This is a genomic window from Mesorhizobium sp. LCM 4577 (assembly GCF_001854795.2).
GTDB classification, from domain to species: domain Bacteria; phylum Pseudomonadota; class Alphaproteobacteria; order Rhizobiales; family Rhizobiaceae; genus Mesorhizobium; species Mesorhizobium plurifarium.
In genome coordinates, this window is record NZ_MDDU01000004.1 from 92,083 (window position 1) to 114,378 (window position 22,296).

Annotated in this window: 20 protein-coding genes; 10 read left to right on the top strand and 10 right to left on the bottom strand. The window is 66.0% G+C overall.

The features are described from left to right. The first annotated feature begins 309 nt into the window (after positions 1–309). The gene (locus tag LCM4577_RS08905; protein WP_244508258.1) at positions 310–1,497 is read left to right on the top strand and encodes a DUF1972 domain-containing protein; all 1,188 of its coding nucleotides are present in this window, start codon (positions 310–312) and stop codon (positions 1,495–1,497) included. Between the two features lie 10 nt (positions 1,498–1,507). Next, a complete protein-coding gene (locus LCM4577_RS08910) occupies positions 1,508–2,782 on the top strand; it encodes a glycoside hydrolase family 5 protein (protein ID WP_071031006.1) in 1,275 nt (424 codons plus the stop codon). Between the two features lie 22 nt (positions 2,783–2,804). Here LCM4577_RS08910 and LCM4577_RS08915 read toward each other — a convergent pair whose 3' ends face one another. Beyond that, positions 2,805–4,115, bottom strand: a complete 1,311-nt coding sequence (locus LCM4577_RS08915; protein WP_206744896.1) for a VpsF family polysaccharide biosynthesis protein — start codon at positions 4,113–4,115, stop codon at positions 2,805–2,807. A gap of 1 nt (position 4,116) precedes the next feature. After that, positions 4,117–6,210 (bottom strand): GumC family protein, encoded by a 2,094-nt coding sequence (locus LCM4577_RS08920; RefSeq protein WP_071070801.1) that lies wholly within the window; start codon positions 6,208–6,210, stop codon positions 4,117–4,119. A 248-nt stretch (positions 6,211–6,458) separates the two neighbouring features. On the opposite strand from LCM4577_RS08920, the gene LCM4577_RS08925 reads away from it, so the two are divergent. The 3 genes from LCM4577_RS08925 to LCM4577_RS08935 all read left to right on the top strand — a co-directional run bounded on the left by LCM4577_RS08925 (position 6,459) and on the right by LCM4577_RS08935 (position 10,188). Further along, on the top strand, positions 6,459–7,979 hold the full coding sequence (locus LCM4577_RS08925; RefSeq protein ID WP_071070802.1) for a formyl transferase: 1,521 nt from the start codon (positions 6,459–6,461) through the stop codon (positions 7,977–7,979). Between the two features lie 92 nt (positions 7,980–8,071). Then, positions 8,072–9,349 (top strand): NAD(P)/FAD-dependent oxidoreductase, encoded by a 1,278-nt coding sequence (locus tag LCM4577_RS08930; RefSeq protein ID WP_071070804.1) that lies wholly within the window; start codon positions 8,072–8,074, stop codon positions 9,347–9,349. Between the two features lie 341 nt (positions 9,350–9,690). After that, positions 9,691–10,188 (top strand): N-acetyltransferase, encoded by a 498-nt coding sequence (locus LCM4577_RS08935; RefSeq protein ID WP_071070806.1) that lies wholly within the window; start codon positions 9,691–9,693, stop codon positions 10,186–10,188. A 7-nt stretch (positions 10,189–10,195) separates the two neighbouring features. Here LCM4577_RS08935 and LCM4577_RS08940 read toward each other — a convergent pair whose 3' ends face one another. Beyond that, positions 10,196–10,933, bottom strand: a complete 738-nt coding sequence (locus LCM4577_RS08940; protein WP_071070807.1) for an ABC transporter ATP-binding protein — start codon at positions 10,931–10,933, stop codon at positions 10,196–10,198. After that, complete coding sequence (locus LCM4577_RS08945; protein WP_071030905.1) at positions 10,926–12,077, bottom strand: hypothetical protein; 1,152 nt, start codon at positions 12,075–12,077, stop codon at positions 10,926–10,928. The genes LCM4577_RS08940 and LCM4577_RS08945 overlap by 8 nt, the downstream gene beginning before the upstream one ends. A 128-nt stretch (positions 12,078–12,205) precedes the next feature. Here LCM4577_RS08945 and LCM4577_RS08950 point away from each other — a divergent pair, with 128 nt between their 5' ends. Then, entirely contained in the window at positions 12,206–13,207 is a 1,002-nt protein-coding gene (locus tag LCM4577_RS08950; protein WP_071070809.1) for an aldo/keto reductase, read from the top strand. A gap of 14 nt (positions 13,208–13,221) precedes the next feature. Here the strand turns inward: LCM4577_RS08950 and LCM4577_RS08955 are convergent, their stop codons facing one another. The 4 genes from LCM4577_RS08955 to LCM4577_RS08970 form a co-directional block, all read right to left on the bottom strand. Next, complete coding sequence (locus LCM4577_RS08955; RefSeq protein ID WP_071030903.1) at positions 13,222–13,449, bottom strand: hypothetical protein; 228 nt, start codon at positions 13,447–13,449, stop codon at positions 13,222–13,224. 116 nt (positions 13,450–13,565) lie between these two features. Then, a complete protein-coding gene (locus tag LCM4577_RS08960) occupies positions 13,566–14,195 on the bottom strand; it encodes a glutathione S-transferase family protein (RefSeq protein ID WP_071070811.1) in 630 nt (209 codons plus the stop codon). Positions 14,196–14,388: 193 nt separating this feature from the next. Continuing rightward, on the bottom strand, positions 14,389–15,486 hold the full coding sequence (locus LCM4577_RS08965; RefSeq protein WP_071030901.1) for an NAD(P)/FAD-dependent oxidoreductase: 1,098 nt from the start codon (positions 15,484–15,486) through the stop codon (positions 14,389–14,391). 89 nt (positions 15,487–15,575) lie between these two features. Further along, positions 15,576–15,809: a hypothetical protein gene (locus LCM4577_RS08970; RefSeq protein WP_071030900.1), complete on the bottom strand. Its 234-nt coding sequence runs from the start codon at positions 15,807–15,809 to the stop codon at positions 15,576–15,578. 116 nt (positions 15,810–15,925) lie between these two features. Here LCM4577_RS08970 and LCM4577_RS08975 point away from each other — a divergent pair, with 116 nt between their 5' ends. Further along, positions 15,926–16,519: a DUF922 domain-containing Zn-dependent protease gene (locus tag LCM4577_RS08975; protein WP_071070813.1), complete on the top strand. Its 594-nt coding sequence runs from the start codon at positions 15,926–15,928 to the stop codon at positions 16,517–16,519. A 9-nt stretch (positions 16,520–16,528) separates the two neighbouring features. Here LCM4577_RS08975 and LCM4577_RS08980 read toward each other — a convergent pair whose 3' ends face one another. Beyond that, positions 16,529–18,403, bottom strand: coding sequence for a LuxR C-terminal-related transcriptional regulator (locus LCM4577_RS08980; protein ID WP_244508259.1), 1,875 nt, complete (start codon positions 18,401–18,403; stop codon positions 16,529–16,531). Positions 18,404–18,517: 114 nt separating this feature from the next. On the opposite strand from LCM4577_RS08980, the gene LCM4577_RS08985 reads away from it, so the two are divergent. Both LCM4577_RS08985 and LCM4577_RS08990 read left to right on the top strand, forming a co-directional pair. Further along, positions 18,518–18,742, top strand: coding sequence for a hypothetical protein (locus LCM4577_RS08985; RefSeq protein WP_071030897.1), 225 nt, complete (start codon positions 18,518–18,520; stop codon positions 18,740–18,742). Positions 18,743–18,805: 63 nt separating this feature from the next. Further along, positions 18,806–20,335: a winged helix-turn-helix domain-containing tetratricopeptide repeat protein gene (locus LCM4577_RS08990; RefSeq protein WP_071070815.1), complete on the top strand. Its 1,530-nt coding sequence runs from the start codon at positions 18,806–18,808 to the stop codon at positions 20,333–20,335. On the opposite strand, the gene LCM4577_RS08995 is transcribed toward LCM4577_RS08990, so the two are convergent. Continuing rightward, on the bottom strand, positions 20,332–20,751 hold the full coding sequence (locus tag LCM4577_RS08995; RefSeq protein ID WP_071070817.1) for a VOC family protein: 420 nt from the start codon (positions 20,749–20,751) through the stop codon (positions 20,332–20,334). The two genes, LCM4577_RS08990 and LCM4577_RS08995, sit on opposite strands and share 4 nt — an antisense overlap. A gap of 285 nt (positions 20,752–21,036) precedes the next feature. On the opposite strand from LCM4577_RS08995, the gene LCM4577_RS09000 reads away from it, so the two are divergent. Then, positions 21,037–22,245 carry an MFS transporter gene (locus LCM4577_RS09000; protein ID WP_041012416.1) on the top strand — a complete coding sequence of 403 codons (1,209 nt, stop codon included), beginning with the start codon at positions 21,037–21,039 and terminating at the stop codon, positions 22,243–22,245. Positions 22,246–22,296 lie beyond the last annotated feature (51 nt).

Here is a 22,296-nt window from a genome sequence, read left to right on the forward strand (position 1 = left end):
CTTCAAGCGCGGAAGAACTTCATGCCAAATCCGCACGCCGATCTACCCAGCGGTGGCCACTGCAAGCCCGGAAGCAAGGATCGTGCCGGGTTCCTGAACGCCCTGCTGCGACCCCGGAACCCGGCCGTGCCCCGTATCGGTACAGATACGTCGCGAAAGTTGACCGATAATGAAGCAAGCCATGCCTTCTGAAGAGAAATTTTACACCTTCATGCGAGTGTTCGCCCTGGGGGTACCCCTGGCACGGAAGTTGCTGGGCGGTCATTGACATAACGCAACCATGACCGGACCCCGGGGGAATCCCTTATTTTGAAACCGGAACGACCTTCCAACCCGATCGAAAAGCCTTCGATCCTGATCCTGGGGACACGCGGCATTCCGGCTTCTCACGGCGGCTTCGAGACCTTCGCCGAGCGGCTGGCGCTTTTCCTGGTCGGACGCGGCTGGAAGGTCGGCGTCTACTGCCAGAAGGAGGTCGAGCGCGTCGGCCAAAGGGTGACGAGCGAAACCTGGCGCGGCATCGAGCTCATCACCATCGAGGTCGCCTCCAAGGGGCCGCGCGCGACGCTGGAATTCGACTGGCAATGCGTGCTCGACGCCGCCAGGCGGCCGGGCGTGTGCCTGGTGCTCGGCTATAACGGCGCGGTTTTCCTGACCTGGCTCAGGCTCATGCGGCGCAAGATCATCACCAACATGGACGGCATCGAATGGCGGCGGCCGAAATGGGGTCCGGCGGCGCGCAGTTGGTTCTGGCTCAACGAATGGATCGGCGCCTGGCTCTCGCACCGGCTTGTGGCCGACCACCCGGCGATCGCCGATCACCTGGCGACAAGGCGGCCGCGCAGCGCCATCGCCACGATCGCTTATGGCGCGGACCCGGTGATTTCGGCGCCGGAGGAACCCATTCGCGCGCTCGGGCTCGAGCCCGGCAAATATCTGGTCTCGATCGCGCGGATCGAACCCGACAACAACATCCTGCCCATCATCGAAGCCTTCCGCCGCCGCGACCGCGGCGACATGAAGCTGGTGGTGCTGGGTACCCTCAACGACGAGATTCCCTATCATCGCGCGGTGCGCGAAGCAGCAGGTTCGGTGGTGATGCTGCCGGGCGCGATCTACGACCAGGCGGCGGTGAAGGCGCTGCGCTACCATGCGCGTGCCTATATGCACGGCCACACGGTCGGCGGCACCAACCCTTCGCTGGTCGAGGCGCTGGCCGCCGGCAACATGGTGATCGCGCATGACAATCGCTACAACCGCTGGGTCGCCGGCGATGCGGCGATCTATTTCAGCGACACCGACAGCCTGAGCCAACGGATCGACGAGGCGCTGGCCGATGACGCACTGGTGGCGCGCTGCAGCCAGGCGGCAAGGACCCGCGCCCGCGAGGCCTTCCGCTGGGAAGACGTGCTCGCCGCCTATGAGAAGGAAGCGCTGCGGCAGCTCGGCGTCGCCATGGCCGTGCCGGCRAAAGCCGACCGCGCCAAGCATGCATGACTGGGCACGCATGACCGGCTGGTCGCGCCGGCGGATCCTCGGCGCGGCGCTGGCCGCTGCGGCATCGCCTCTGACGGCGGCGGTCCCGCCGCCGATCTCCCAGGCAAACGCCGCGACCGGCGAATGGCCTTTCAGGCGCGGCGTCAACACCTGGCCGTGGTTCGCGCTGACGCGCGAATTTCCCGCGCCGCGCACCGACTATGACTGGCCGCCCTTCCAGTCGCAGAGGCCCGTGCCGACGCAGGCAGACCTTGCCCGGCTGCGCGCCAGCGGGCTCGATTTCATCCGCCTGCCGGTCGATCCCGGCCCGTTCCTTGCCGCCGATGCGGGCCGGCGCGCCGAACTGATGGACATGCTCGACGCAGCGGTCGATGCGGCTCGAGCTGCCGGTCTCGGCGTCATCGTCAATGTGCAGGCCAATGGCGCCACGCGCTACTGGAATCCCGAGCGACTGTATTCCAGCACCGCGGCGCCTGAATTCGAATCCTATCGGGCGCTGGTGAGCGAAATCGCCGAGAGACTGCAGGGCAAGACGTCCGGCATGGTGGCGCTGGAGCCTGTCAACGAGCCGCCGCAGGACTGCTCCTCCGAGGCATGGCCGGCCGTGCAGGCCTCGCTGCTGACGGCCGCCAGGGTTTTGGGACCGAGCGTGCCGCTCGTCGTCACCGGCGGATGCGGCTCGATGGTGCGCGGACTGACAGCGCTCGATCCAGCGCCGCTGGCGGATTTCGAGCCGATCCTGTTCACCTTCCATTTCTACGAGCCCTATCTGTTCACCCATCAGGGCGCGCCATGGATGCGCGAGCCGGTCTACCGCGCGCTGAACAATGTGCCATGGCCGGCCTCCGCCGGGACGCTGGAAAGGACGCTGGCCTCGGTCAGGGCAAGGATGGCACAGGATTCCGAAAGGTCCGAGGAGGCCAAGAAAGCCGCCTACGAGGAGACCGAAAAGGTGCTCAAGGTCTATTTCGATGCGCAGCCCGACCGCCGCTTCATCGACGGCTATCTCAAGCAGGTGAGCGACTGGGCTGAGACCCGTGGCATAGCGCGCGAGCGCATCATCATGGGCGAGTTCGGCGCACTGCGCACCGATGCCCGCTACACCGCAGCACCCAATCCCGACCGCGCCCGCTACATCGCCGATGTGCGGCAGAGCGCCGAAGCGGCCGGCTTCCCCTGGGCGTTCTGGGACCTGTTCGACGGCATGGGCATGATGGACGACACCACGCGCGCGCTCGATCCGGCGATGGTCGAGGCGCTGGGGCTGACGATGCCGCGCGCTTGACTGGTTGAATCACCAAATCGCGCTAAGGGTGACGCGCAACAGGCCTCACCGGCCGATAAAGCGCCAGCGCGATCACCACGAATTTGGTCATCAGCGTCGTCTTGGAGGCGATGCTTTCGGAGGTGTTGAGCAGGATGAGCCAGCCCAGCATCGGCAGCCAGATGCCCGGATGGCAACGGCGCGCGACCTCGTGCATGAACAGCGCGAAGCCAAAGAAGATCAGGAGGGTAAAGAAGGCGCCCTGATAGAGCGTGAAACGCAGGATTGGGTTCTCGATTCCCTGCTCCAGGCCGGTGATGCGGCGCATGCTGTCGAGCAGGTCGACATCGGGGCCGACGATCAGGTCTCGCAGCTCCAGATGCCTGAAGAGATCGAACATCTCGACGCGGGCATTGGCGCTGCCGCTGTCGGAGACGAAACGTTCCAGCAGCGCGTCGAAGAAGCCGTAATAGCCGGCAAGCGCGATCGCCAGCGGCAGCAGCGCGGCGAGCATGATCACCAGCGCGGCGCCCAGAAGGTTGACGCGTCCGGTTCTGAGCTGTGCCAGTCCCTGGATCAGCAGATAGACGCCGCCGAGCAGGATCGTCAGCACCATGCCCGAGCGGCCGCCGAAGGCAACCAGCGCGCAGAACTRCAGCCCGACAAGCGCCAGCCTGAGCGGCGTCGGCAGGGAGCGCGACCCCGACAGCAGCGACAGCACATAGATCGAGGTGACCGTGGCATTGGAGAGCGGATGCCCCTGCAGCGCCGTCGAGCGCAGATCGTTGACGAACACGGCGCCGTCGAACCTGTACGGGAACACCAGATGCTTGGTGCCGAACTCGAACAGCGCCATCAGCGCGTTCACCGTCATCACGRCATGGATGACGATCCGCAGCTGGGCAAAGGTCTTCTYGTCGTCCTCGCTGAGCAGCAGCACGACCAGCGCCGGGGCGACGAACGTGTCGATCATGCCGGCCATGCCGGGGCGCTGCCTGAGGATGACGACGAAGAGAAGCACCGTCGAAATCACCGCCATCAGCATCGTTGCCGGCCGCTTGTTGGTGACATGGACCACGTAGCCGACCGGATTGCCGAAGGTGCAGGAGCGCCAGACGAAGACGAGCACGAAGAGATAGGTGGACGGGTGGATCTTGCTCAGCGGACTGCCCTGCAGGCCGTCGTAATTGTAGCCGGCCAGCCACAGCATGCCGCCCGAGATGGAAAACAGGAGCAGCACCGCCACGGTGATGCCGAGACGGGTCAACGTGTCGACCGGGACAGTGCGCGGGCGCGCCATGCCATAGCCCGGAGCCAGGACAGGCCGCGCGGGACCCGCCAGGATCGAGGCCATGTCAGGCCGCCTCGTCGACCAGCATGGCGCCGGTCGGCAGCCGCCCCATGACAGAGACCGCTTCGGAGGTCGAGGCGACGTCGCGCATCGGCGTTGCGTTCAGCCTGGCCACGAGCAGGATCTCGTCGGCCATGGCGACCAGCGGCAGGACGTTGAGATCGTCTGCCAGGGCGCCGCCGTCGACGACGACGAGCTCGAAACTGTGGTTGGCCTCGGCCAGCATGCGGTGGGCGAAATAGAGCGCCTGGGCTTCCTGGAACACCGCGGTYGGCCGGCCCCTGCCAATCAGCGCCACCGAAGAGCCGGGCGCATAACGGCTGACCGCTTCGAGCGGATATTCGCCACGCAACACGTCGAGCACCCCGGGCTGCGGGTCCTTCTGGCCCTTGCCGGCATTGATGTCGATGAACAGCACACGCCGGCCCCTGGCCGCCGCGGCGTTGGCGAGCTGCCACGCAACCCTCGACCGCTGCGCCTTGTCCTCGGGCGGCGACGCCACCAGGATCGAAGGCACCAGCGGCCAGTCGGCCGGGCGCCTTGTGGCGGCGGCGATGCGCTGCAGCGCGAGCCCGGCCACGGCGTCGGTCTTCTGGGCGGCAGTGCCGGAGCGGCGCCGCCCCCTGCCCGGCAGCACGCCCAGCACCGGCGCCTCGATGAGCGACTGCATCTGGTTGGCGGACAGCACGGTCGGCGACAGATATTCGGCGATCAGCGCCATGCCGATGCCCAGCGCCAGCCCTCCGAAGATGGCGCCGAAGACAAGCAGTCCCTTCGGCGGCCAGCTCTTCTTCAGCGCCGGCATGGCCTGCGAGATGATGCGGGCATTGGTGCTGTTGACGTTGGTCTGCTCGCGCGTTTCCTGGGCGCGCTGCAGGTAATTGGCGTAAACGGTGCGCACGGCATCGAGGTCGCGCTGCAGCTCGCGCAGCCTGACCGACGCCTGGTCGGTGTCGAGCGATTTGCCTTTCAGCGACGCCACCTTGGCCTCCAGTTCCTTCTGGTTGGCCAGAGCGCGCTGGTAGTCCGTCTCGGCGGCGGCGACGAGGCGGCCGAGCTCACGGGAAATCAGCTTGCGCAGATCGCTCAGCTGCTGCTGCGCGGAAATCATCGAGGGGTGGCGCGGCCCGAGYGCGGTGCCGAACTGGGAGATCTGATCGACGAGCGTCGCCTCCTGCGCCCTGAGGCTGGCAATCACCGGCGAGCGCATCGCCTCCGACGTGGCGTCCGGCGCGCTGCCCTGCCGGCGCAGCTGGTCGACCTGCGCCTTGAGCTGCGCGGTGCGTGTCTGGGCGGCGGTCAATTGCGTGTTGAGGTCGGTCAACTCCTGGTCGCTCACCAGATTGCCGGCCGCCATCACCATATTGTGCTCGGCCTTGTAGGTCTCGACGGCGTTGGCGGCCTGCTCGACGCGCTTGCGCTGGTCTTCCAGCCGGGCGCTGATCGCATCGGAGGCGTCGGCGGCGGCCTTCGAGCGCGCTTCCGCCTGGTCGTCGAGATAGGCCTGCGCAATGGCATTGGCGAGCTCAGCCGCCAGATCGGCGCTCTTGGCGGTGATGATGATGTTGAGGACCAGCACCTTGTCGTCACGTTTCACCGCAAGGCGGCGGCGCAGCGAATCGAGCGTCTCAGCCGTCCTGTCGCCGTCGTCGGAGCCGAACAACATGCCGAGCCACCCGCCGAGTCCGCCCTGCCCGTTGAAGTCCGGGTTCTCGGTCAGGTTGGTCGCCTTGATGGCACGCAGCAGCACGCCGTTCGACTGGGCCACGCTCACCTGGCTTTCGACCTGGGTGATGCCGCCATCGGGAGAAATGCGGCTTGGATTGACGTCGTTGGTGACGACCTGGAGGTCCTGCGGGTCGATGATGATCTGCGCCGTCGAGGAGTAGAGCGCCGGTGTCAGCATGGCGTAGACAAGCGTCAGCGCGGTGAGCAGCGCGGTGACGGCAAGGATCAGGAAGCGGCGCCGCAGCAGGATGCGGCCGAGATCGCCGAGCTCGACGGTGGCGTGCACGGGCGCGGGCGCGTAATAGGCCGGCGCCGGCGCGACAGCCTCCGAAGCGTTCTGCTGAGGCACCATGAGCAGGGATGGTTGCAAAGGTCGCTCCGACAACGCTCCATCGGCCGGCACAGACGAGAAATGCGGCGTTGGCCTAGCTATTCCCGGCAACGATTAAAACACTGTTAATTATGTTCATAAATTGGTGCCGCGCTGGCACGAAGTTTGCACCTACGCAGTAGAATTTAACTGCAGCCCAAAGTTGGAGACATCGTGCGCATGCGGCGGAAGCTTGACCTGGCCTGCCGGGCCGCCGGCACCGGATATGAGTCGCGCGGGGATTGGCCATGCGCCTGACGCTGCGCCTCAACGGCGATCGCGTGCGCGCTTTCCATGTGGCGCTGGCCGAACAGCTGTCGCGGCTGCCCGGCGTGGAGCTTGGCGTAGATGCCMGTCCGGCGGCCGGCGGTGTGCCGCGCAGCGCCGAAGCGCTGTTCCAGCTTGAAACGCTGATCCATCGCCTGCCCGCCAATGGGACGGCAAAGCGTATTCCACTTTCGACGCTGGCCAGCCATGCGAGACCATCGGCGTCCGCCGATCTCACGATCGATCTCGTCGGCGATGTCGAGCCGCAAGGCCGACGGGTCTGGCGGCTGGCCTATGACGGCGTCTGCGGCGAGGAGGCCCTGCTGGCGCTGATCCTTGCCGGCCGCACGCCGCTCGTCCGCCTGGAACAGAACGGAGCGGCGGTCGCCGAGGGACGGCTCGGCACCGAATATCACGGCATTGCGCTGGCTTCCTTCCAGGACATGCTGGCGCGCACCGCCAGCCTGATCGTCGCGGCGGTCAACGGCGCCGCGCGCTCGCCGCTTCCGGTGCTGCCCGAACCGTCATCCGAAGCCTCGGCCCCGGCCTTGCCGTCGGCCACGAAGCTTGGTGTGCGTGCGGCCAAGGCAACGGCGCGCCGCATCGTCCAGCAGATCTATCACCTATGCTACAACGCCCCGCATTGGCGGGTCGGCTGGCGCGAGACCGGAGGCAAGGACCTCTACGAGCTGCGCGCCCATCCGCAATCGGGCTGGCGCGACTTGCCCGACGACGGCAGCCGCTTCTATGCCGACCCGTTTCCCGTGCTCCATCGCGGCCAGGTGACGCTGTTCGTCGAGGATTATATCCATCGCACAGGCAAGGCGATCCTGTCGGCGGTGGCTTTCGGGCCGAACGGACCGGCAGGCCAGCCGAAGCCGGTGCTGGAACTGCCATATCACCTTTCCTACCCCTTCGTGTTCGAACGCGGCGGCGAGATGTGGATGGTGCCAGAAAGCTCCGCCAACCGGACGGTCGACCTCTACCGCGCCACCGCGTTCCCGGGCGGCTGGGTCAAGGAAGCGACGCTGCTGTCGGACATCGTCGCCAGCGACGCCACGCTCATCGAGCATGGCGGGCGCTGGTGGATGTTCGCCACCGTGCGCGACGGCGGCGGCGCCTTCTCGGATCAACTGCATCTGTGGTCGGCGCCGGATTTCCGCGGGCCGTGGACGCCGCATCCGAAGAACCCGCTGCTGATCGACATTGCCTCCGCGCGCCCGGCAGGCCGCATGGTCAGCCGCGGCGGGCAGCTTTTGCGCCCGGTGCAGGATTGCCGCAGGAGCTATGGCGCCGCGCTCGGCATCGCGCGCGTCACGCAGCTTGACGACAGTGGCTTCGAGCAGGTCGTCGAAACGATCCTCAATCCCGGCGCCGGCTGGGCCGGACGCAAGCTGCATACGCTCAACGAAGCGGGCGGACTGGAATTCATCGATGGCTCGGCAATGGCGCCGCGATGGAAGCAGGCCAAGAACGGCACCACCCAGGGCGATGGGAATTAACCTAACTTTTCATTGCTACCCGTCTCGCTCTTGGGTTGCTTGAGATTGTCTTGACCGCCACGGATATTTGCCCCGTGACTTTGGAGAATAGAATGAGCACCGAACAGGGGCGCGAAACACCTGCCGCGCCGACCGGCCGGGCCGAGGTCGATGTAGCGATCGTCGGCGCGGGACTCSCCGGAACCATTCTGGCGACAACGCTCGCCAAGACGGGCCGCAAGGTAGCGCTGGTTGACCCGCATCGGATCCATCACGACGAATTCCGGGCCGAGAAAACTCGCTCGGAGCAGATGGGGCTATTCGAGAAGCTCGGGCTCGGCCCGGTTTTCAGGTCGCTGGTCACGCCGATGACCGATCTCCATGTCTTCCGCTTCGGCCAGCTGTTCGAGCGCAAGCAGACCTGGGAATACGCCTTTTCCTATGCGCCGCTGGTCAACGGCCTGCGCGCGGCGCTGCCGCCGCAAGTGCCGCTGACGGTGGGCAAGGTCGCCGAGGTCTCGACCGGACCGGACCGGCAGCGCCTGGTGCTCACCGATGGCTCCGTCATCGAAGCCAGGCTCCTGGTCGTGGCCACCGGTTACAGCGAGGCGGTGCGGCGTGCCATCGGCGTCGAGCGCATCGAGGAATCGAAGGCGCATTCGCTGTCGATGGGGTTCGATTTCGCGATCACACCGAAGGAATTCGGCCTGCAGTCGCTCACCTTCTACGCGAGGCGGGTCGCCGACCGCATTGCCTTTCTTACCATCTTCCGGATCGGCGAGCGGATGCGGGCCAACATGTTCGTCTATCGGACCGTTGCCGATCCTTGGGTGCAGGCGTTCCGCGAAAACCCGCAAAAGATCCTGCTTGAGCTGATGCCGGAGATTGCCGCGCGATGCGGCAACTTCGCGATCGCCAGCGAGGTGGAAGTCAGGCAGGTCAGCCTGACGACGACGCGGGGGCATCGTCGCGACGGCGTCGTCTTCATCGGCGATGCGTTCGCCACGACCTGCCCGGCGCAAGGCGACGGCATTCACCGGGTGCTTACCGATGTCGATCGCCTCACGGCACACATCCCGGCCTGGTTCGCAACACCCGGCATGGCAGCCGACAAGATCGGCGCGTTCTACGACGATCCGGCCAAGGTCGCGGCCGACGAAAAAGCCTTGCGCGCCAGCATCTATGCCCGGCGGATCAACGTCGAAACCGGGTTGGAATGGCGACTGCGCCGCCTGCGCAACAACACCGCGCGGCGGCTGATGATTTTCGCCCGCCGGTTCCGGGCAGCTGGAAAACCGAGTGACGCCGCGCCTGGCGTAGCAGGAGTTGCTTTCGACCACATCGACAAGGCAGGTCAGGAATTGCCCGCCGGGCCGCGCCTGGGACCATAATCGTAAGTGAGCTTACGAATCCGTAAGTCGCGATTCCCGGTGAGGCTGGTTTAGATCGCCTTGAGCAGTGTCTCCTGCTCGGCGGGACAGCACACTCCCGTCGCACCAATGGCCCGCTGCCGTCTCTATCGGCAGCGGGCTATCGAGCGGCGGCTCGCAGGGCCTGTACTTCGCCGCCGCCCCGCCTCGCGCCCGGGTTGGTTCGGATCGTTTCAGCCGCTCGTGATATCCGCTCGAACGCACGGCACGGACGCCGACGGAGATCCGCGCCTCCCCGCGCATGGGGGTTGGCCCCGCCCCGCGCTTCGCCCTATCTTCGGATTGGAACAAGGACCACGACCATGACCCGCGTCCGGGCGATGACGAGGAACGACCTGGCCGACGTATCGCGGCTGCTCGGCCAATCCTGGCGGCGAACCTATGCGCCGATCATGGGCGACGAGACCGTGGCCAGGCTCTCCGACGAAAGGCACGCGCCGGAAAGGCTCGCGGGCGAGCTCGACGACGAGGACAAGATGTCCTTCGTCGCGGAACGCGCCGACGGCTCGATCGCCGGCTACGCCATGGCGGCGATGGACGCAAAGGGCGACGTCATGCTGGAGAGGCTCCACATCGAGCCGCAGGCCTTCGGCAGCGGCCTCGCGGTCGATCTTCTGCATGCGGTGCTTGCCGCGCATGCGGGTATTCCCAGCATTGCGCTGGAGGTGATCGAGGGTAACGACCGCGCGATCGCCTTCTACCGCAAGCATGGCTTCGAGGTGGTTGAACGCCGGGAAGCCGCGCATGGCGTTGGCGGTCACGCTTCGCTGATCATGCGCCACATGCTGCCAAGGGCTTAGGCCGACATCAGGCGGCGGCCCGCATGCGCAGCGCCTGCATGACGCTGTCCTCGAAAGCGCCTGGCACCCTGCCCGCTTCGGCCAGTTGGACCGCATCCCAGCTTTGGCTCAGGCTGCCATCGGCCATCAGCACCGCGCGGTTGCAGAGCGCCGGCACAGCCTCCACGACATGGGTCGAGACGATCGCGGCGTGACGGCCGCTCGCGCAGAGCGCGGCGATGACGCGCTTCACCTCCCAGGCGGCGACCGGGTCGAGGCCGTTCAGCGTCTCGTCGAAGATCAGAAGCGGCGGCCGGCCGAGAAGCGCCGCGACGATGGCGATCTTGGCCCGCGTGCCAAGCGAATGTTCGGCGATCGGGCGATCCATCCAGYGGCCGAGTTCGAGTCGCTCCAGGAGGTCGCCGCTCGGCAAATCGTTTGGCGCGCAGCCGCGGATCGAGGCGACGAGCTCGATATACTGGCGTCCCGAAAGCGTCGCCGGCAGCTCATGCGGCTCGATGGCGAGGCCGAAGCCGGCCTTGGCGCGTTCCGGCGCGGCGGCAAGCTCGATGCCGTCTATCGCCACGCTGCCGCCGATCAACGGAATCTGGCCGGTGACCGCCCTGATGAGCGTCGACTTGCCCGAGCCGTTGGCGCCGAGCAGGCCGAGGATGTCGCCCCGGCGGAGCGAAAGATCGATGCCGCGAACCACAATGTGCCCGCGATAGCCGGCGCTGAGCTCTTCGACGGTGAGGACTTCAGCCATTGCGATACCTCTGTCGGGTTCGATGCCACAGGAAGAACACCAGCGCCGCCAGACCGATCAGCACGGTGCGGCCATATTCGAGCGTCTCGTAGCTGGCATAAGCGAGCGCGCCGGCGAAGCTCAGCATGGCGACGAAGGGCGCGTTGAGGAAATAGGCGCCGAACACCGCATAGGCGCCGTTCAGCACCAGCAGCCAAAGGCCGCTGGCGACCGGCACGGACCACGCCGACGGCTCGGCCGCGAGCGCCGCGCCGGCCGGCAGCAGGAAAAAGGCGAGCGACAGTTGCAGCGGCAGCCGCACCAGCCGCAGCCACACATGGGTAAAGCCGATGGGCGCCGTGCGCAGCACCGGCGAGCCGAGCGGCTGGCAGCGCAGGCTGAGCATGAAAACAAGAATGCCCCCCGCCAGGCCAGCAACCGCCGCCGGCCCGGCCGAGCGGCCGGCCAAGCTGGCCCATGCGCCGACGATGGCCGCGAGCGCGAGCAGCAGGCCGGCGGCAGCCAGCTTCCAAGACGGCCGCATATGGCCGGCTGGCAGTTTCCAGGCCCAGCTGGAAAGCCAGCTTGGACGTGCGCGGTCGAGGCGGCGCAGCCAGGACCGTCCGACCGGTGTCACCTGGCTTGCCGCCTCATCAAAAACAAGGCGTGGCCGCCGCAGGCGCCAAAGAGCTGCCGTGCCGAAGCCCAAGGCAAACAGGATCGCCGCGCCCAAGCCCCAGGCCTGCGCCAACGGCTTTCCAACGACGGCGCAGGCAAAGCCGGCCGACATGGCGATCATCAGCGTGAACGGGAGGCCGAGCGCGAAGGTTCCCACCCCGGCCATGCGACGGCGCTCCGCGGAAGCGAGCGGCAGCGCCTTGAGGAAGGGAGCGAAGGCGCGAGAAAGGCAAAGCCGCGACATTGCATTGCCGGCCAGGCATCCCAGCGCGGCGAAAGTGATTGGCAGTCCAAGCATCCACAGAAGCTGGTCGTCCCGCAGTTTCGGCGCCGCGGCATGCAAGGCGATGACGATATCGGCGATCGCATAGGCCAGAAGCCCACCGCCGCCGAGCGCAATCCAGGCAAGATCGCGGCGCCGCATCGCGCGCAGGCCGGCAACCAACTCGCGCCAGAGCAATATCAGGACAAGCCCGTCGTGCCGCATTGGTCCATCACCACGTGGATCGCCGCGCAAGGATGACGACGATTGCGCCGTCAATAGGGCCAGCGCTGGACGCCTCCTCTCCCGGCCCTATAATTTAGCCGGATTGAAAATTCGGCTGGAGAGAATTGATGAGCCTCGGCAGACACAAACTCGGCAGCCAGGGGCTCGAAGTCTCGACTATCGGTCTCGGCTGCATGGGCATGAGCCAGGCCTATGGGCCGGCCGATGAAGCGGAGTCGATCGCGACCCTGCACCGGTCGATCGAACTCGGCTGCACTTTTCTGGACACGGCCGAGGTCTACGGGCCTTTCCACAACGAGGAGCTGCTTGGGCGCGCGCTGAAGGGCCGGCGCGACCAGGTGACGATCGCGACGAAATTCGGCTTCCGCATCGTCGACGGCAAGCAGTCCGGCACCGACAGCCGCCCCGAGCATATACGCGAGGTGGTCGACGCTTCGCTCTTGCGGCTCGACACCGACCGCATCGATCTCCTCTATCAGCACCGCGTCGATCCCGCCGTGCCGATGGAAGACGTCGCGGGCACGGTCGGCGAACTGGTGGCTAAGGGCAAGGTGCGCTTCTTCGGCCTATCGGAAGCGGGCATTGCCAACATCCGCCGCGCGCATGCCGTGCATCCGGTTTCGGCGCTGCAGAGCGAATACTCGCTGTGGGAGCGCAATCTCGAGCCCGAGATCATCCCGGCGCTGAAGGAGCTTGGCATCGGTCTGGTGCCGTTCGCGCCGCTCGGCCGCGGCTTCCTTGCCGGCGACGTCAAGCGCGCGGAAGACTATCCGGAGGGCGATTTCCGGCGCGGCGACCCGCGCTACCAAGGCGAGAATTTCGACCTGAATGTCGCGGCGGCGGCCACGGTGCGCGACATCGCAGACGCCAAGGGCGTCAAGCCCGGCCAGATTGCGATCGCCTGGCTGCTCGCAAAGGGCCTGGATTTCGGCATTGACATCGTGCCGATCCCCGGCACCAAACGCCGAACCTATCTGGAAGAGAATGTCTCGGCGGCCGACATCACGCTCGACGCCACCGAGATGCTGGGGCTCGACATGGCGCTGACGCCCGACAAGGTATCGGGGCCAAGGTATAACGAACGGACGATGTCGTTGGTGGACCGGTAGGCGTTATCCAGCGCCTACTTCTTCTTGCAATCCGCCATCGCCTCCATCGCTTTCCTGGCCTCTCCCTCGCTGGCGTATTTCTTCTTCCCAAGGTCGACGACAAGCGTGCCGTCGGGCTTCTTGGGCACGATCTCGCACTGCTTCGATACCGCGTCCCGGGCGACCCAGTATTGCTCGGCCGCCACGGCGGGCATGCTCATCATGCCAGTGGCGAGGATTGCGACGGTGACGGTGCGAACCATTGCGGATCTCCATGGCTCTGATTGGAACGCAACGCGAAAACAAGCGGGCGCCGATCGGCGGCGCCTGACACGCTGCCGTCTGGAAAACGCCCTGTCCGCCGCTGTGTTCCGGCGGCTCATGCGTGCGAATGGGGGTCGATGCTGTAAGGATGCACCGGATAGCCCGGCCCGATCGCCTCGCTGACGCGCTCCATCCAGGCACTGACCGCCGGATAATCGGCAAGCTCAAAACCGCAATCTTCTGCGCGGTGAGCGTAGGCATAGACAGCTATGTCGGCGATGGTGAGCACATCGCCGACCAGGAACGGCATGTCAGCCAGGCTGCGCTCCAGCGCGCTAAGCGCCCGCACACCCGCCTCGCGCTTGCCGGCAACCAGCGCCTGGTTGCGCTCCAGCCGGCCGGTCAGGGTCCAGAAGCGCAGCGAGCCGATGACCGGCTCGACATAATACTGCTCGAAGAACAGCCACTGCATGACCTTGGCCCGGGCAAGCCGGTCTGCCGGCAGATAGGACGTGCCCTCCGCAACGAGCACGAGGATCGCGTTGGATTCGGCGATCGCCTGCCCGTTCTCCACGGCGAGCACCGGAACGGCGCCTGCCGGGTTCAGCTTGAGGAAGGCTTCAGTTCGGCTCTCGCCCTCGAAGATCGAGACGATACGGGTTTCGTAGGCGATGCCGAGCAGGCCGAGCAGGACGCGAATCTTCCAGGCGTTTTGCGACGGGAGATAATCGTAGAGCGTGAGCATGGCCGATCCCTCATTGGCAGCAATGGCTTCGCATGAGGTGGTGCAATGCGCCACCCGATTCACGCATTCGCAGCTCAAAACGAGCGAAGGTCGTGGCGGGGCACCACCCAAAGTCGGCGCGAGGCACCTCCCTCTGGCCTGCCGGCCATCTCCCCCGCAAGGGGGGGAGATCAGCAGCTTCAACGTCTCGTCCTCATCGCCCCGAAATATCCTTCGCCACCGCCTGCGCCTCGATGCCGATCTCGCGCAACAGGCCGGTGACCGGGTTGTAGAAGCCGACGAGATAGATGCCGAGCTCCGAGGCTCGCGCGTTCACGCCGCTCTTGCCCGGGCTAAGCTCCGCCGGCAGGAAGGCGCCGTAGCCCGGACGATAGCCGGTGGCGAAAATCGCCGCGTCGAACTTCTTCTCCACGCCATCGACGAATGTCACGCCGTCTCGGGTGAAGCTTGCAATATCCGGGGCTATGCCGATCCGACCCTGCTTGATCGCCGCCACCGTGCCGACATCGATCACCGGGATGCGGCCGGCATCGATCCCTTGGAGGATGCCCTGCTTCGGCCGCACAATGCCGTATTTCTCCAGCCGGCCCAGCGCCAGGTCGAGGATCTTGGGAAACATCCAGTCGTTCAGCGCCTGCGGCATCGGCCGGCTGGCGATACCCACCATCTGGATCGGCACGCCGAACAACTGGCGCGGCACGATGTGGACGCCCTTGCGCACCGAGATGGTCGGATGGGCGCCGCTTTCGGCCAGATCGAGCGCGATCTCCGCGCCCGTGTTGCCCATGCCAACAACCAGCACGTCCTTGCCGACATAGGGCGCGGCCTCGGTGTAGGCAGCGCTGTGCAGCACCTTGCCCCTGAAGACCTCGATGCCCGGAAAGGCCGGTGTGATGGGCTCGGCATTGTTGCCCGTGGCGACGACCACCTTGCGGGCATTGAAAGGGCCGGCATCGGTCTCGACCACGAGCTTTCCGTCCTCGCGGTGGACGGATTTCACGGTGACGCCGAAGCGCGGCCTCAGCCCGAAACGCCCGGCATAGGCGTCGAGATAATCGATCACTTTTTCGCGTGGCACATAGCGCGGGTGACTCTTCGGAAACGGCACGAAAGGCAGCGATGAGAAGGACTTCACCGTGTGCAGGTGCAGCCGCCGGTAATGCCGGCGCCAGGACGGCGCAACCTCATCGGCCTTTTCAAGGATGACGAAATCCTGCCCCGCCTGTTTCAGGCAAGCGGCGACCGCGAGCCCGGCAGGGCCGGCACCGACGATGACGACATTGGTGTCCAAAGACCTCTCCTCCCGCCCAAGCGGCAAAAGCTATGACGGGAGGCGTGCGGGCGACAAGTAGGGAGAAGCACCTAGGGGGCGTCGCTGCCCTACTCCATCGCGCCGGGTGTCTCGGGCTCGTCCTCGGGCGATTCGAGGATCTCGATCAGTTTCGCCACGCGGGCGCCGGGCATGGCRTGACCTTCATTGACCAGCGCCTCGTCGGCGCCAATCCAGGCGAAGGCCTCACGCAGCTCCTCGATACTGGCGCCGGTGAGCGCGATGTCGGCGATGACAGCCTCGTCGACCGGTCCAAGCACGGAAATGATCTCGTTGCGGGTCATCTTGGCCTCCCCATGGGTCGGGATGATTGCCCAGGGAAACGACCGGCGGGCGGAGCGGGTTCCGATAAACCGCGGGCCGGCTTCTTCCGAACGAGGCCCAATGCTATGGCTCGTCCATGAAGCCAGCCCTCCTCCTTGCCGCCCTGCTCCTGTCCACGCCAGCCCTCGCAGACTGGAAGCCCGTCGAAAAAATCGACACCTATGCCGTCTCGGGCCAGACGGCAGAGCAGCTCTACCTCTCGATCGGCGAGAAAGGCCCGCTGATCGGCACGGCCGGCAACGCTCGGCGCGTCATCGCGCATACTTTCTTCAAGCTGACCTGGCAGCGCGACTACCAGCCGCAAGGCAACGCCTGCGTGCTGAAGACGGCGCGGCCGAAGCTGATCATCACCTACACGCTGCCCAAGCCGGCCGGAAAGCTGGAGCCCGCCCTGCAGGCGCGCTGGGACAGGTTCGCCGCCGGGCTGATCGCGCATGAGAAGGTGCATGGCGCCGGCATCGTCGACATGGTGGACAAGATCGTCGCCTTCAGCACCGGCCTCACCGTCGAAAACGATCCCGGCTGCAAGAAGGTCAGGGCGGAACTGACGGCCTATCTGGACCAGCTCTCCAGGGCGCAGCGCCAGGGCAGCCGCGACTTCGACACGAAAGAGTTCGGGCATGACGGCAATATGCTGAAGCTGATCGCGGCGTTTCTGGACGGGGATTAGCGCCGACGGTTAGCGGATCGGCACCAGTTTCGCCGCCTCGCGCATGGCCTGCGCGGCGCAGGGATTGCTGACCGGATAGCCCGAGATAAAACCCTCGATCGAGAAGCCGGGAAATTCGGCCCGCAATCTGGCCGCGATGGCCGCGGCCTCGGGCCCTTCGCCCAGTACCGCATGGGCGAGCATCAAAAAGACCAGCACGTGAGGAGAATCCGGTGTGCTTCGCCGCAGCGCCGCAATGGCTTCCCGGTGCCTGCCGGCCGCGAACAGGACGCGGCCCTGCATGCCGAAATACCAGGGCGGAGCAAGCGGATTGAGGCGCATGGCCCGCTCGATGAGCGGGATCGCCTCAGCCGGATCGCCGGCGACCAGTGCCTTGCTGCCGGCAAGCAGCGCCAGCGTGTCGGCATGGTTGGAGCCGCATTCGAAGGCTCGCCGGTGGGCGCTTTCGGCCGCTTCCAGATCGCCGAGGCAGCCCATGAGATCGCCGAAGCAGGAGTGCGCGCTGCTGTCGCTCGGGTCGAACCGCAGAGCGTTCTCGACCGCCCAACGCCATTTGGCGATCGAGGCGTTCAGATCGTCGCCGTAGCCGTTGCACGCTTCGATCGAATAGGCGTAGGCGAGTTCGGTCCAGGCCCTGACCAGGGTCGGGTCATGCTCGAGCGCGCGTGAAAACAGCTCGATGGCTTCCCTGTTGCCGCTGCGGCTGAAGGTGTTGTGCTGCTCGACGCCCAGCAAATAAAAGTCATAGGCGCGCAGACTGGCCGGCGGCTTGCGACGGATCGCATTGCGGCCGACCGTGGCGATCGCGCCGAAACAGCCCGCAAGCACATTGATGACGCTTTCGGTCAGGCTGTCCTGCAGAGCGAAGATGTCCTCCGCCGGACGGTCGAAGCGCTCGCTCCACAGGCTGACACCGGTCCCTGCATCTGCAAGTTCGATCGTCAACCGGATCCGGCGGTCGTCGGCCCGCAACTGACCCGAGACGATATAGGTGGCGCCCAATGCCTTGCCGTCCGCGGCGAAATCGGCGGGCCTGCTGCCCAGCGATTTCATGGTGTGGAAGGCGATCACCGGCATGTCGGCGTAGCGCGCAAGATCGACGGTGATATCCGACGACAGGCCGTCGGCAAAGCGGTGCCAGCGTTCGTCGGCGTTCAGGCACTCGATTGGAAATATCGCAAGCACCGGCGAAGCTTCGGGCGCAGACGGCGCGGCCGCGATGGCATTGATGTGCATGGCGAGTGCGATCTTGCTGCGCACGCCAAGCTTTTCGTAGATCGCGGCGAGATGCGTGCGCACGGTCGACGGGGCGATGAACAGCGCCTCGCCGATCTCGCGATAAGTCAGGCCCGCCGCGAACTTTTCCGCCACCGCGCGCTCGCGCTCGGACAAGGCCGGCAAAGACTGGCCAGGCGAAGGCATGGCCGGTGTGGACATGGCGTTGTGGTTCATCCCGATCCCCTGCCCGCGGACGGGAACATTACCAAACGCCCGCAGCAGCAAAAATACTACAAATGCAGGATCCAAGACACTGCATGCGGCCGATGGTGCGGCCGAGACCGGAGGTTCAGGCTCCCCGCATGCCCTCGATGAGGGCCATTCGTTCCCGAGGAGCCGATGATGAATCCGACGTTGAACACGATTTCCGATTTTTACAGCGCCGTGCGGCTCGATGTCCGCGAACCGCCGACCGGAGAAAGCCTCCTGCCACGCCGGCCCGGCCTGTTTGGTCTTTTCGCAGTGTGGCGCGAGCGCGCCTTTTTTCGCRGGGACCTTGCGCTCAAGGCACGCGACACGCCGTATCTGATCGGTGACATGGGCCTGACGATGGACGCCGCGCGTGAGGAACTCGCCAAGCCATTCTGGCGGCGGTAGCCGGAACAATTCAGCAAAAAATCAGCAGTCGTTCAGGACGGCAGGGACCTTTCGCAGCGATGCTTGCGGAATGGCGACGAGCAGGAGACACACCGCTGCCGCCGCCAAGCATGGAGGGCAATCATGCATCAGAGGATTGACGCACCGTTCCCGCCCGCCCAGTTGGCACGAGAGGAAATGCTTCGTTTCCTTTCGACCGGCTTTGCCGGCCCTTGTTGCGGCGAGAGCAACGAGATGCTGGCCTACCTCGAAGGGGTGGCGTCCAGCGAGAAAGCCGCCACCGAATCGCCCGGACCAAGGTTTCGCCTGCGCGGCCTCTTTTCAGGTTTGAACTTGTTTCCAGCTTGACCTTGCCGGCATTTGCCATTCCCATGGACGGTGCGCGATGAAGCGCGGTAATGGGGCAAGAGCTTGGCGCTACGGATCGGCGGCGCGGTGCTCGATCTCGACCGGGGTACGCTCCGGCGTGACGGCGAGATCGTGCCGGTCCGGCCGAAAACCCTGGAGCTGCTGGCCTACCTGGTGCGCAATCCCGGTCGGGTGCTGAGCAAGGATGAATTGCTGCAGGCGGTCTGGCCAGGAATCATCGTCACCGAGGATTCGCTCACCCAATCGATCCGCGACGCGCGCAAATCGATTGGCGACGAGGCGCAGGCGCTGATCCGCACGGTGCCGCGCCGGGGCTATCTCTTCCAGCTTCCCGAGGCCGAGGCAGCACAGCCACCGGCGGCGGCCGCGGCGCGGGCAGAGCCGACGGTGGCGGTGCTGCCGTTTGATGTGGACCCCGCCGATGCCGCCGCCAGGGCATTGTTCGACGGCGCCGTCGAGGAAATCACCAACGCGCTTTCATACTTCAAGACCGTCGCAGTGCTGGCGCGCCATTCGGCCTTCGCCCTGGCCGAGCATTCGCGCGAGGACATCCGGGCAACCGCGGAGCGGCTCGGCGCGGACTATATCGCCGAAGGCTGCGTCGAAACCGCCGGGACGGAATACGGCGCGCGCGTCGTTCTGACCGAGACGGCATCCGGCCGGCGCGTCTGGTCGCAGAGTTTCACTTTCGCCACGGGCGATATCTTCGCTTTCCAGACGATGGTGGCGCAGCGGATCGTGACGGCGCTGGTCGCCAACATCGAAAGCGCGGTGATGCGGCGCGGTGTGCCGGCGCCCGCCGCCAATGTCGAAGCCTATCTGCATTTCCTGCGCGGCAAGGAGCTGCTCCGCAGCTTTGGCGACGGCGTCAACCAGGAGGCCCGCGCGCATTTCCTCAAGGCCATCGAGCTCGATCCGCAATCAGGGCTGGCGCACGCTTACCTGGCGCTCGCCGAGGTGATTATCGGCGGCTACGCCGATGCTCCGCGCGCCGTGCTCGACCAGGCGCGCGATCGGGCGCTGCATGCGATCGCGCTCAGCCCGGACGAGGCGCGCTGCCACCGCATGCTGGCGCTGACGCTTCTCTATCGCGGCCGCGACGAATACGATGCCGCCGAGAAGCACTTCGCCCGCGCGCTGGATCTCAATCCCTACGACGCGGACACGCTCGCCCAAACCGGCTTCTTCCGGGCGCTGCGTGGCGACGGCGAGGCCGGGCTGGCCCTGCTCGACAAGGCCATCCAGCTCAATCCGATGCATCCGACCTGGTACTATCACGACCGGGGCGAAGCCCTGCTGATCCTCGGCCGCTACCGCGAGGCGGCCGCGTCCTTCTCATGCCTGCCCCGCAAGAGCGCGTGGCAATGGGCGAGACTGGCCACGTGCTACGCCCTGGCCGGCGACGCCGAGAAGGCGCTGGCGTGCGTGCGTGAAGGACGCGCCCTGGAGCCCGGCCTCACCATCGCGCAAATCATCGAGGAAACGCGCATGGAGCGATCCGAGGACCGCGAGAGAATACGCGAGGGCCTCGAGCTGGCGGGCTGGAACATCAACGGCCCGCCCGCTCGCTAGAAGCTGATCTCCACCGCCGCGGCACTTCGCTTGGCCTCGCCGTGGAACACCGCCTCGATGTTGTTGCCGTCGGGGTCGAGCAGGAAGCAGGCGTAGTAGCCGGGATGGTAGCGGCGCTCGCCCGGCGCGCCATTGTCCTTGCCGCCGGCGGCAAGCCCGGCCTTGTAGAAAGCATCGACCATGGCGCGGTCCTTCGCCTGGAAGGCGAGATGGTGGCGGCCGGTGAGCACGCCGAGCGCGGCGCGGCTGTCGACGCTGGAGACGAACAATTCGTCGGCCCAGAAATAATCCTGCGCCTCGCCGCCGATCGGGATGCCCAGCACCTCGAACAGCGCTCCGTAGAAACGCCGGCTGGCCTGAAGGTCGCGAACCACAAGCTGGATGTGGTCGATGAGCCGGCCGCGATAGAGTTCCATAAGAGCGTTCTCCTCGTTGCAGCGGTTCAATTTAGATGGGAGGGGATCAGCGTCAATGCGGGTGCTATAGGCTGCTGACACGCCGGCGGGATAGAGGGGGGCGCGAAGGAGCTCGGCCTTGCGGGCGATAGCGAACTATCCGCTCTTTCGAAAAACTAGATAAAAAATGCAACCGGATTTGTAGGATCGGCTTCCGCCCCGGCGTCCTTCGGACGCAAGCGGCCCGGTGGACTGGAAAAACCGTGCCGCATCAAACAGGATGCCTTACGGCATGGGAGCAGAACCATGAACCATTCTTATCGTTGGGTCATCGTCGCGGCCGGCGCGCTGATGACCTGCGTGGCGCTCGGCGCCATGTTTTCGCTGGCGATCTTCCTGGAGCCGATGTCGCTCGACACGAACTGGTCGCGCACCGGCATTTCCAGCGCCATGACCTTGAACTTCCTCGTCATGGGCCTCGGCGGCTTCGCCTGGGGCGCGATCTATGACCGGGTCGGCGCCCGGCCGGTCGTGCTTGCGGGCGCGGTGCTGCTCGGCCTGTCGCTGGTGGTGGCGAGCCGCGCAACCTCGCTTATCGTCTTCCAGCTCAGCTACGGCGTGATCGTAGGCCTTGCGGCCAGCGCCTTCTTCGCGCCGATGATCGCGCTCACCACCGCCTGGTTCGACACCAACCGAAGCCTTGCCGTCTCGCTGGTCTCGGCCGGCATGGGTGTGGCGCCGATGACCATCTCGCCCTTCGCCCGCTGGCTGATCACGGCCTATGACTGGCGCACCGCCATGTTCGACATCGGCGTCATGGCATGGGTGCTCTTGCTGCCCGCCGTGTTGCTGGTGCGCCAGCCTCCGGCGGCGGTCGCGGCAAGCGACGGCACGCCCTTGCCTGCCGCAAACGATCCCGGCATGAGCGTCGGCCAGGCGCTGCGCTCGCCGCAATTCATCGTGCTGGGCCTCACCTTCTTCGCCTGCTGCGCGGCGCATTCGGGCCCGATCTTCCACATGGTGAGCTATGCCATGTCCTGCGGCGTCGCGCCGATGGCGGCCGTGTCGATCTACAGCGTCGAGGGACTGGCCGGCCTCGGCGGTCGCGTGCTCTACGGCGTGCTCGGCGACCGGCTGGGCGTCAAGCCGGTGCTCGTCGCCGGGCTCGCCATCCAAGGGTTGGTGATCGCCGCTTACCTCACCGTCGGCCAGCTCGAGCAGTTCTATCTTCTGGCCGTCATCTTCGGCGCCACCTATGGCGGCGTGATGCCGCTCTATGCCGTGCTGGCGCGCGAATATTTTGGTTTGCGCATCATCGGCACGGTGCTTGGCGCGGCCACGATGCTTTCCAGCCTCGGCATGTCGCTCGGCCCGCTTGCCGGCGGCATGATCTACGACGCCACCGCCAGCTATCACTGGCTGTTCATCGGCTCGGCGCTGATCGGGCTGGGTGCTGCCGGCATCGCCATCGCCTTCCCGCCGCAGCCAAGCCGGCAGAAGCTGCAGATGGCGTGAGGTGAGATCGGTTCCTCGCCCTTATGAAGCGGGCGAGGGACCAAGGCTTGC

What these genes read in the sequence shown, in the direction of transcription:
- LCM4577_RS08910 (WP_071031006.1), top strand. Translation starts at nt 1,508, where the DNA reads ATGACCGGCTGGTCGCGCCGGCGGATCCTCGGCGCGGCGCTGGCCGCT.
- LCM4577_RS08935 (WP_071070806.1), top strand. Translation starts at nt 9,691, where the DNA reads ATGACCCGCGTCCGGGCGATGACGAGGAACGACCTGGCCGACGTATCG.
- LCM4577_RS08945 (WP_071030905.1), bottom strand. Translation starts at nt 12,077, where the DNA reads ATGCGGCACGACGGGCTTGTCCTGATATTGCTCTGGCGCGAGTTGGTT.
- LCM4577_RS08950 (WP_071070809.1), top strand. Translation starts at nt 12,206, where the DNA reads ATGAGCCTCGGCAGACACAAACTCGGCAGCCAGGGGCTCGAAGTCTCG.
- LCM4577_RS08955 (WP_071030903.1), bottom strand. Translation starts at nt 13,449, where the DNA reads ATGGTTCGCACCGTCACCGTCGCAATCCTCGCCACTGGCATGATGAGC.
- LCM4577_RS08960 (WP_071070811.1), bottom strand. Translation starts at nt 14,195, where the DNA reads ATGCTCACGCTCTACGATTATCTCCCGTCGCAAAACGCCTGGAAGATT.
- LCM4577_RS08975 (WP_071070813.1), top strand. Translation starts at nt 15,926, where the DNA reads ATGAAGCCAGCCCTCCTCCTTGCCGCCCTGCTCCTGTCCACGCCAGCC.
- LCM4577_RS08985 (WP_071030897.1), top strand. Translation starts at nt 18,518, where the DNA reads ATGCATCAGAGGATTGACGCACCGTTCCCGCCCGCCCAGTTGGCACGA.
- LCM4577_RS08995 (WP_071070817.1), bottom strand. Translation starts at nt 20,751, where the DNA reads ATGGAACTCTATCGCGGCCGGCTCATCGACCACATCCAGCTTGTGGTT.
- LCM4577_RS09000 (WP_041012416.1), top strand. Translation starts at nt 21,037, where the DNA reads ATGAACCATTCTTATCGTTGGGTCATCGTCGCGGCCGGCGCGCTGATG.